A 9,348-nucleotide genomic window follows, 5' to 3' on the forward strand; every position below is an offset into this window, starting at 1 on the left:
GCTACGTCGTGCTCAAGCACACCTATCCCAACGGCGGCATCGTCTACACGCGCTATGTTCAGCTCGGCCGCATTGTCGGGCCGAAGGGAGAGGCGCTCGCGGTGGGCGCGAGCGTCAAGGCCAAGGACACGATCGGCGAGATCGGCCCAAGCAAGGTGCTGCATTTCGAGCTTCGACCGGTCGCGCCGGGCACGACCACGACGGACAAGGCGTGGGCCGAGCGGTACGGCAAGATGCCGGACATGGAATGGTCACGCTACGACCCCGTCGATCCGCAGAAGTTCGACGCGGCGTCGTTCGGCGGGGTGAGGAAGGCGACGAAATAGGGACGAGGTGCGTAGGGTGGATTAGCCGAAGGCGTAATCCACCACTGTGAGCCAACTTCAAGTTGTGCTATTCATGATCCACGTCCGACTACCGCCGCGCATTCGTTCCGGGAGGATGCTGGTTCTTCACCGTGAACCTGTTCGATCGGCGGAAAGCTCTTTTGACAGAGCAGATCGAAATCTTACGGGCTGCAGTCGCCGCAACGCGACAGAGCCATCCCTTCGAGATCGATGCTTTCGTAGTCCTGCCGGATCATCTTCACGCGATCTGGAAGCTGCCGTCAGGCGATGCCGATTTTTCGGTCCGCTGGAGGCTGATCAAAACACGTTTTGCGGAAGCACTCCCGGCGAACGAGCGACTGAGTGCCGTCCGTGCCGCGCGGAAAGAACGCCGGCATCTGGCAACGCCGGTTCTGGGAGCATCTGATCCGCGACGAGGCCGATTACGCTCGCCACGTCGAGTATTGCTACTACAATCACGGGCATGTCTCGAAAGCGTGCGACTGGCCGTTTTCGTCGTTTCACCGCGATGTCCGCGAGGGATTATTTCCCGACGATTGGGGCGGCGATCTCCGGATGGCCGGCGAGTTCGGTGAACGGGCGTGATGGTCGCTGCAGCGTCAGTCTGTAGGGTGGATTAGCGAAGCGTAATCCACCTCTTTACTTTCCGTTTGGTCGAGAGAAGTGGTGGATTACGCCTTCGGCTAATCCACCCTACGCATCGAGCCTGTCGCTACGTCCCGCAGAACGTCTGCAACACGCGCTGATCCGGCAGCGGCGGGTCGGCGTACGCCGCATAATCCGGCTGGTCCTCGAACGGCTTCGCCAGCACCTTCACCAATTCCTCGAACGGCGCGTAATCGTCATTGTTGACCGCGGCCTGGATCACGGCTTCGACGCGGTGGTTGCGCGGGATGAACATCGGATTGACCGCATGCATCGCCGCTTGCCGCTCGGCGGCGGTCTGCGGCTCCAAAGCGGTGCGGTCGCGCCAGCGCCTGGCCCACTCATCGAAGACTGCGGGGTCCATGAACTCGGCGCGGGCGTCGTCCGCAGCGGGATCGGCTGCGGCATCGCCGAGCTTACGGAAGGTGAGGGTGAAGTCGGCCTGGTTCTTCGCCATGGCATCCAGCAGGTCCTGGATCAGCGMCTCGTCGCCCTCACGCATCGTGAACAGGCCGACCTTCTTGCGCAGGCCAGCTTGATAGGCGTCGTTGAACGTCTCGCCGAAGGCGCCGAGAATGTCCTGGGCGTCCGCGACCGCCTTCTCCTGCTCGTCGGAAAACAGCGGCAGCAGGCATTCGGCGAGCCGGGTCAGATTCCACAGCGCGATGCGCGGCTGGTTGGCATAGGCGTAGCGGCCCATCTCATCGATCGAGGAAAACACCTGCGCAGGATTGTAGGCATCCATGAAGGCGCAGGGGCCGTAATCGATGGTCTCGCCGGAGATCGACGAGTTGTCGGTGTTCATCACGCCGTGGATGAAGCCGACCAGCAGCCAGCGCGCGACGAGTTCGGCCTGGCGCGCGACGACACCGGCGAGCAGCGCGTGATAGGGCCGCTCGGTGCCGAGCAGCTCCGGATAGTGGCGGGCAATGACGTGGTCGGCGAGCCGGCGGATCGCGTCGGTATCGCGGCGGACGGCGAAGAACTGGAAGGTGCCGACGCGGATGTGGCTCGATGCCACCCGCGTCAGCACCGCGCCGGGCAGCGCGGTCTCGCGGATGACGTGCTCGCCGGTGACGACGGCGGCGAGTGAGCGCGTGGTCGGGATACCGAGCGCGAACATCGCCTCGCTGACGATGTATTCGCGCAGCACCGGACCGAGCGCGGCGCGGCCGTCGCCGCGTCGGGAGAACGGGGTGGGCCCGCTTCCCTTGAGCTGGATGTCGCGGCGGACGCCGTCCCGGTCGATGACCTCGCCGAGCAGGATCGCCCTTCCGTCGCCGAGCTGGGGCACGAATTGCCCGAACTGGTGGCCGGCATAGGCCATGGCGATCGGGTCGGCGCCGACGGGAACCGTTTTCCCGGCCAGGATTTCGGCGCCCTCAGGGGTCTCCAGCATGTCCGGATCGAGCCCGAGCTGGATCGCCAGCGGCCGGTTCAGCTTGATCAGCCGGGGGGCAGCCACGGGGGTCGGCGCGACGCGGGCAAAGAAGCTGTCCGGCAGCGCCGAATAGGAGTTTTGGAAGGGGAAATGGACCGTCATGGCCTCAAGATAGGCGTGGAATGCCAATCGGCAAAGGCTCGGGCCTCAACTTGCCAAAAATGGGCACTTCCAGCCCAAAACAGCCCGTTCCCTTGGTTGCCGCCCCCGGCCTCGTCGGGTAAACCCTGCCGCAACTTCGGACCGGCCACCTCAGCCGTCCGATTCGAACCTCAGACATCATTTTGGGACGACCATGCATCGCTACCGGTCACATACATGCGGCGCGCTCCGCGAGAGCAACATCGGCGAGACGATCCGCCTGTCAGGCTGGGTCCATCGTGTCCGCGACMATGGCGGCGTGCTGTTCATCGACCTGCGCGACCATTACGGCCTGACCCAGTGCGTTGTCGATCCGGACTCGCCGGCGTTCTCGCTCGCCGAAAAGCTGCGCTCGGAATTCGTGGTCAAGATGGACGGCAAGGTCCGCCGCCGCCCCGAGGGCACCGACAACGACGACCTGCCGACCGGCAAGATCGAGATCTATGTCAGCGAGATCGAGGTGCTCGGTCCGGCCGGCGACCTGCCGCTGCCGGTGTTCGGCGATCAGGAATATCCTGAGGACATAAGGCTCAAGTACCGTTTCCTCGACCTGCGTCGCGAGAAGCTGCACCAGAACATCATGACGCGCGTCGAGATCATCAAGTCGATGCGCAGGCGTATGGAGGGGCAGGGCTTCTTCGAGTTCAACACGCCGATCCTGACCGCGTCATCGCCGGAAGGCGCGCGCGACTTCCTGGTGCCGTCGCGCATCCATCCGGGAAAATTCTACGCGCTGCCGCAGGCGCCGCAGCAGTACAAGCAGCTCTTGATGATGTCGGGCTTCGACCGCTACTTCCAGATCGCGCCCTGCTTCCGCGACGAAGACCCGCGCGCCGACCGTCTGCCGGGCGAGTTCTACCAGCTCGACGTCGAGATGAGCTTCGTCACGCAAGAGGATGTTTTTGCTGCGATGGAGCCGGTGATCACCGGCGTGTTCGAGGAGTTCGCCAAGGGCAAGCCGGTGAGCAAGAACTGGCGCCGCATCCCGTTCGCGGAGGCGCTGCGCAAATACGGCAGCGACAAGCCGGACCTGCGCAACCCCATCGAGATGCAGGACGTCTCGGAACACTTCCGCGGCTCCGGCTTCAAGGTCTTCGCGCGCATGCTCGAAGATCCCAAGAACCAGGTCTGGGCCATCCCGGCACCGGGCGGCGGCAGCCGCGCCTTCTGCGACCGCATGAACTCGTGGGCGCAGGGCGAGGGCCAGCCCGGCCTCGGCTACATCATGTGGCGCGAGGGCGGCGAGGGTGCCGGCCCCTTGGCAAACAACATCGGGCCTGAGCGCACCGCCGCGATCCGCGCGCAGATCGGCGTCAAGGAAGGCGATGCCGCCTTCTTCGTTGCCGGCGATCCCGACAAGTTCTGGAAGTTCTCAGGGTTGGCCCGCAACAAGGTCGGCGAGGAATTGAACCTCACCGACAAGGAGCGGTTCGAGCTCGCCTGGATCGTCGACTTCCCGATGTACGAGTACAACGAGGACGACAAGAAGGTCGACTTCTCGCACAATCCGTTCTCGATGCCACAGGGCGGCCTCGACGCGTTGAAGGGCCAGGATCCGCTGACCATCAAGGCGTTCCAGTACGACATCACCTGCAACGGCTACGAGATCGCCTCGGGCGGCATCCGCAACCACGTGCCGGAAGCGATGGTGAAGGCGTTCGAGATCGCCGGGTATGGTGAGCAGGAAGTGGTCGAGCGCTTCGGCGGCATGTACCGCGCGTTCCAGTACGGCGCGCCGCCGCATGGCGGCATGGCCGCGGGCGTCGACCGCATCGTGATGCTGCTGTGCGGCACCACGAATTTGCGCGAGATCTCGCTGTTCCCGATGAACCAGCAGGCCATGGACCTGCTGATGGGCGCGCCCTCGGAAGCCACGACAAAGCAGCTCCGCGAGCTCCACGTCCGGGTGAACCTGCCGCAGAAGTGAGGCTCGTGCCCCGGACGCAGCGCAGCGCTTCTTCAGCGGTGCGCTGCAGAGCCGGGGCCCACACTTCACGGAAGGTGACTTCTTGGTCCCGGCTCTGCGTCGCGTCATTTCATGCCGCGCCGCGTCCGGGACACGAGACCAAGCGCTCTCAAAGCCCCGTCGACGCCTCGATCCGGAATTGCGCCAGCGCGACGATCGGCTCGTTGTTCAGCAGGTTCATGAGCTGGAGCACCGGGATCTTGCCGAGCGGCGTCAGCTTGATGCTGAGCGCCTGCCCCGACGTCTCGACGAAGCCGGCGATCGCATCGACAGCCGCCTTGGCGTCGAGATTGGAGGCTGCGACCTTCTCGCCCTGCGCCCGGATCATCTCGACGATGGCACCGCGCGCGGCGTCGCGGCTGACGTTCTGCATCCGCGCAAATTGTGCCACCACGAGATCCACGACCCCGCTGTCGCGCAAGGAGAGCTCGATCGCGCCGGTCTCGATCTGCTCGGCCTGGCCCATGGCCTGCACCGGATCGGTCGTGAACATCCCGCGCGGCACATTGGCGAGCGCGAAGCGGGCCTGCGCCTTGGCGAGATTGCCGAGATCGATGGTGGCGGGTGCAAGCGCGAAGGTGCCCGAGGATTCCGTCCAGGCCGCGCCGAGATCGAGGTTGATGGCCAGCTTGTCGATGCCGGCCATCGTCAACGGCAGCTGAACGGGATTGGTCGGATCGGTCGGGGCGACCATCTTCACGACCAGATTGGCCTTGCTCGGGATCGATCCGACCAATTGTCCCCAGTTCAGGCTGATCGTGTCGATGGTGACGAGCTGCCGTGTGTTCTTGTACGGCGAGACCACGCCTTTGATCTCGGCGCCTCCGAGCACCCGGAACAGGCCCAGCATCTGATCGGGCGAGGGCGCCCGCCCGGGGTTGGCGAGGCCTGCCGCCCAGCGCATCAGGTTCGTCGTGCTGAAGGATTTGAGGGCGAAGCGCTCCATCTTGAACTGACCCTGCGGGGACGGTGTATCGACGCCCTCGACTGCGAACTCGCCCTCCCGGTACCTGACTGCGTTGATCCTCGCCGTCCCTTGCGGCGTGCCCACCGTCGTCTTGCCGACCTCGATCTTGCCGACGCGAAGGCCCTCATAGAATCCAGCGAGCTTTTCCATCATCTCGCGCGCCTGCGCGGGCGTTGGAGGGGCCGATTGATCCTGGGGCAACTCGGCCAGCATCTCGACCATCCGGAATTTTGATGGCTGCACGCCAATATCGTCGATGGTGAAGCCATCGACCTCCAGGCGCATGCCGCCGGACGTCACCGTGTAAGGCCCTGTCGAAATCTGCCTGTAGACCTGATGGTAGCTGTCGTCGTTCGCCTTTTGAGGGTCGAGGGTCGCGAGCATGGCGGCCGAATCGAAATCGTTCAGGATGAGGTTCGACAGCTCGCCCGTGAGCTTGTCGGGCTTGCCCGCCTGGATCGAGTTGAACGTGAAGGTGAGCCGGTCCGCTTTGGTCGCCTCGACCTTGCCCTGCCGGAGATTTTTCATCACCAGGCCCGAATAGGCGAGATCGCCGCCTCCCGGGTTGGCCGTACCGGGCTTGCCGGCGATGGCAACGGCAATGGTCGGCACCTCAATTGAGGACGCCGCGACGCTGCTGAACTGTTCGAGACCAAACCGGTACAGGTCGGTGATGGCGTTTGATGCCGGCAAGACCTGAGCGCGGATCGCCCCGGTGTAGTCCCGGATCGTGGCCCGAGCGATCTTGTAGGCGGCCTTGACCTGCGATGGGCCGACCGCGCTGTCGATTGCGAATTCAATGCCCGAGACGTCGATGGCGTCGGCGGAGAACCGCCCCTCGTCGAGCTGGCGCACGCCGGTCGCCTTCACGCTGGCGATCTTGACCTGCATCTGCGACTGCTGGCCGGGATCGATGGCGATGTCTTCGATCGTGAGGGTGCGCGTCGGCAGATCGAACCCGATCCTGCCATGGCTTGCCTTGCCGCCACTCGCGCGAACCTGGTCGAAGGCGGCCTCGATCTCGGCGGTGGCGCGATGCTCTGCATAGAGGTTGAAGCCGAACCATCCGCCTGCGGCGAGTGCGGCCACCGCGATCAGGCCGATCAGGATTCGCTTCATTCTCAGCTCCAGTTGCTCATATTGCACCGCGCAACCTGCCATATTCGCGAAACGCCGTGCGGTCCAGGGAAAGCTATAGCTATCAGATATTTGACCGATCGGCCTGTTGATGGGGTCGCAATCGGATGTTGCCACCGGGGCGCCGGCCGTGCTTCATCCCGTTTCCATGACCCGGAATACCGCGACCCGCGACAGACCGGTCAGGACAACGTAGTTTGAGGCCGGTAACGCGAGGCAAGAGACCGCATGTCGTCCTATTCAGATGACCTCCACCAGGCGGCGCTCGCCTATCACCGCCTGCCGCGCCCCGGCAAGCTCGAGATCCAGGCGACCAAGCCGCTTGCCAACCAGCGCGACCTCGCGCTTGCCTATTCTCCGGGCGTTGCGGCTGCCTGCACCGAGATCGCCAAGAACCCGGCGGAAGCCGCGACGCTGACGACCCGCGCCAATCTGGTTGCCGTGGTCTCCAACGGCACCGCGGTGCTCGGCCTCGGCAATATCGGCCCGCTGGCGTCCAAGCCCGTCATGGAGGGCAAGGCGGTCCTGTTCAAGAAATTCGCCGGCATCGACGTGTTCGACATCGAGATCGCCGCCGACACCATCGACCGCGTGGTCGAGACGGTGGCGGCGCTCGAGCCGACTTTCGGCGGCATCAATCTCGAGGACATCCGCGGACCGGAGTGCTTCGAGATCGAGGCGCAGCTGAAGGCGCGCATGAAGATCCCGGTCTTCCACGACGACCAGCACGGCACCGCCATCATCGTCGCCGCCGCCATCACCAACGGCCTCAGGCTGAACGGCAAGAAGCTGTCCGACGTCAAGATCGTGGCGTCGGGGGCAGGGGCGGCTGCGATCGCGACCCTCAACCTGCTGGTGTCGATGGGCGCGCAGCGCAAGAACATCTGGGTCTGCGACATCGACGGCCTCGTGCACGAGGGCCGCAACACCTCGATGGACCGCTGGAAGGCCGTCTACGCGCAGAAGACCGACAAGCGCACGCTCGCCGACGTCATCGGCGGCGCGGACATCTTCATCGGGCTGTCGGCACCGGGCGTGCTCAAGCCCGAGATGGCCAAGGCGATGGGCGACAAGCCGTTGATCATGGCGCTCGCCAACCCGACGCCGGAAATCATGCCGGAGGAAGCGCGGAAGGTGCGCCCCGACGCCATGATCTGCACCGGCCGCTCGGACTATCCGAACCAGGTCAACAACGTCCTGTGCTTTCCCTTCATCTTCCGCGGCGCGCTCGACGTCGGTGCCAGCGCCATCAACGAGGAGATGAAGCACGCCGCGGTCGAAGCCATCGCGCAGCTCGCGCGCGAGGCGCCGTCGGATGCGGTGGCGCAAGGGGTCGACACCGGCGAGATGGGCGGCTTCGGTCCGGGCTCGCTGATTCCGAGCCCGTTCGATCCACGGCTGATCCTGCGCGTGGCGCCGGCGGTTGCGAAGGCCGCGATGGAGTCGGGCGTCGCGACGCGTCCCATCACCAATTTCGACGAATATGCCGCGCAGCTCATGCGCTTCGCCTTCCGCTCCGGCCTCGTCATGAAGCCGATGTTCGCCAAGGCCAAGACCCAGCCGGTGCGCGTGATCTATGCCGAGGGCGAGGACGAGCGCGTGCTGCGCGCCACGCAGGTGGTGCTGGAGGAGAAGCTGGCGACGCCGATCCTGGTCGGTCGTCCGTCCGTGGTGGAGGCGCGCATCAAGCGCTTCGGCCTGTCGATCAAGGCCGGCAAGGATTTCGACCTCGTCAACCCCGAGGACGATCCGCGCTACCGCTCCTACGTGCAGTCCTATGTCGAGGTCGCCGGCCGCCGCGGCGTGACGCCGGATGCGGCGCGCACGGTGGTCCGCACCAACAATACGGTCATCGCCGCGCTCGCGGTGACGCGCGGGGAGGCGGACGCCATGCTCTGCGGCGTCGAGGGCCGCTACATGAGCCATCTGCGCCATGTCCGCGAAATCGTCGGCTTCTCGGCAGGGATCAGCGACTATGCGGCGCTGGCGCTGCTGATCACCAGCAAGGGCGCGTTCTTCATCGCCGACACCCAGGTTCGCCCCAATCCGAGCGCGGAGGAGCTGGCCGAGATTGCCTCGCTCGCGGCGGTTCACGTTCAGCGCTTCAACATCAAGCCGAAGATCGCCTTCGTCTCGCATTCCGATTTCGGCAGCTACGATACCGAATCCTCGCGCAAGATGCGCCGGGCGACCCAGCTCCTGAAGGAGAAGCATCCGGAGATCGAGGCCGACGGCGAGATGCAGGGCGACACGGCACTTTCGGCCGCTGCGCGCAAGATGGTGCTGCCGCACTCCAACCTCGAGGGCGAGGCCAACATCATGATCATGCCGACCCTCGACACCGCCAACGTCGCCTATCAGATGATCAAGTCGCTCGCGGACGCGCTGCCCGTCGGCCCGATCCTGATCGGCCCGGCGCGCCCCGCCCACATCCTCACCCCATCCGTGACGGCGCGCGGCATCCTCAACATGACCGCGGTCGCGGTGGTGGAAGCGCAGGAGCGTGCGGCGCGGCAGCAGCCGACGTTGTTTACGTAAGGTCGTCGGTTCTTCGCCTCTCCCCGCCTGCGGGGAGAACCCGGATCGCATCGATAGATGCGATCCGGGTGAGGGGGACTCTCCGCGAGTCCAACTCTCACCGTCCCCGCGGAGGCTCCCCCTCACCCCAACCCTCTCAGCGCGAGCGAAGCTCGTCGCGGCCCCG

Annotated in this window: 4 protein-coding genes and 2 pseudogenes; 4 read left to right on the plus strand and 2 right to left on the minus strand. The window is 65.1% G+C overall.

The window, feature by feature from the left end:
* Positions 1–326: pseudogene (locus ACXJL8_RS24305) on the plus strand (M23 family metallopeptidase); the annotation flags it as partial.
* Between the two features lie 131 nt (positions 327–457).
* Positions 458–932 (plus strand): annotated as a pseudogene (locus tag ACXJL8_RS24310) (REP-associated tyrosine transposase).
* Positions 933–1,059: 127 nt separating this feature from the next.
* On the opposite strand, the gene ACXJL8_RS24315 reads toward ACXJL8_RS24310, so the two are convergent.
* Complete coding sequence (locus ACXJL8_RS24315; RefSeq protein WP_456685718.1) at positions 1,060–2,535, minus strand: protein adenylyltransferase SelO; 1,476 nt, start codon at positions 2,533–2,535, stop codon at positions 1,060–1,062.
* A 193-nt stretch (positions 2,536–2,728) separates the two neighbouring features.
* On the opposite strand from ACXJL8_RS24315, the gene aspS reads away from it, so the two are divergent.
* A complete protein-coding gene (gene aspS / locus ACXJL8_RS24320; RefSeq protein ID WP_456685719.1) occupies positions 2,729–4,501 on the plus strand; it encodes an aspartate--tRNA ligase in 1,773 nt (590 codons plus the stop codon).
* A gap of 148 nt (positions 4,502–4,649) precedes the next feature.
* Here the strand turns inward: aspS and ACXJL8_RS24325 are convergent, their stop codons facing one another.
* Positions 4,650–6,626, minus strand: a complete 1,977-nt coding sequence (locus tag ACXJL8_RS24325; RefSeq protein WP_456621929.1) for a hypothetical protein — start codon at positions 6,624–6,626, stop codon at positions 4,650–4,652.
* A gap of 246 nt (positions 6,627–6,872) precedes the next feature.
* Between ACXJL8_RS24325 and ACXJL8_RS24330 the strand changes: the two genes are divergently transcribed.
* Complete coding sequence (locus ACXJL8_RS24330) at positions 6,873–9,182, plus strand: NADP-dependent malic enzyme (RefSeq protein ID WP_456621930.1); 2,310 nt, start codon at positions 6,873–6,875, stop codon at positions 9,180–9,182.
* Positions 9,183–9,348: the final 166 nt, after the last annotated feature.

The sequence above is a fragment of the Bradyrhizobium sp. P5_C11_2 genome, from assembly GCF_054049755.1.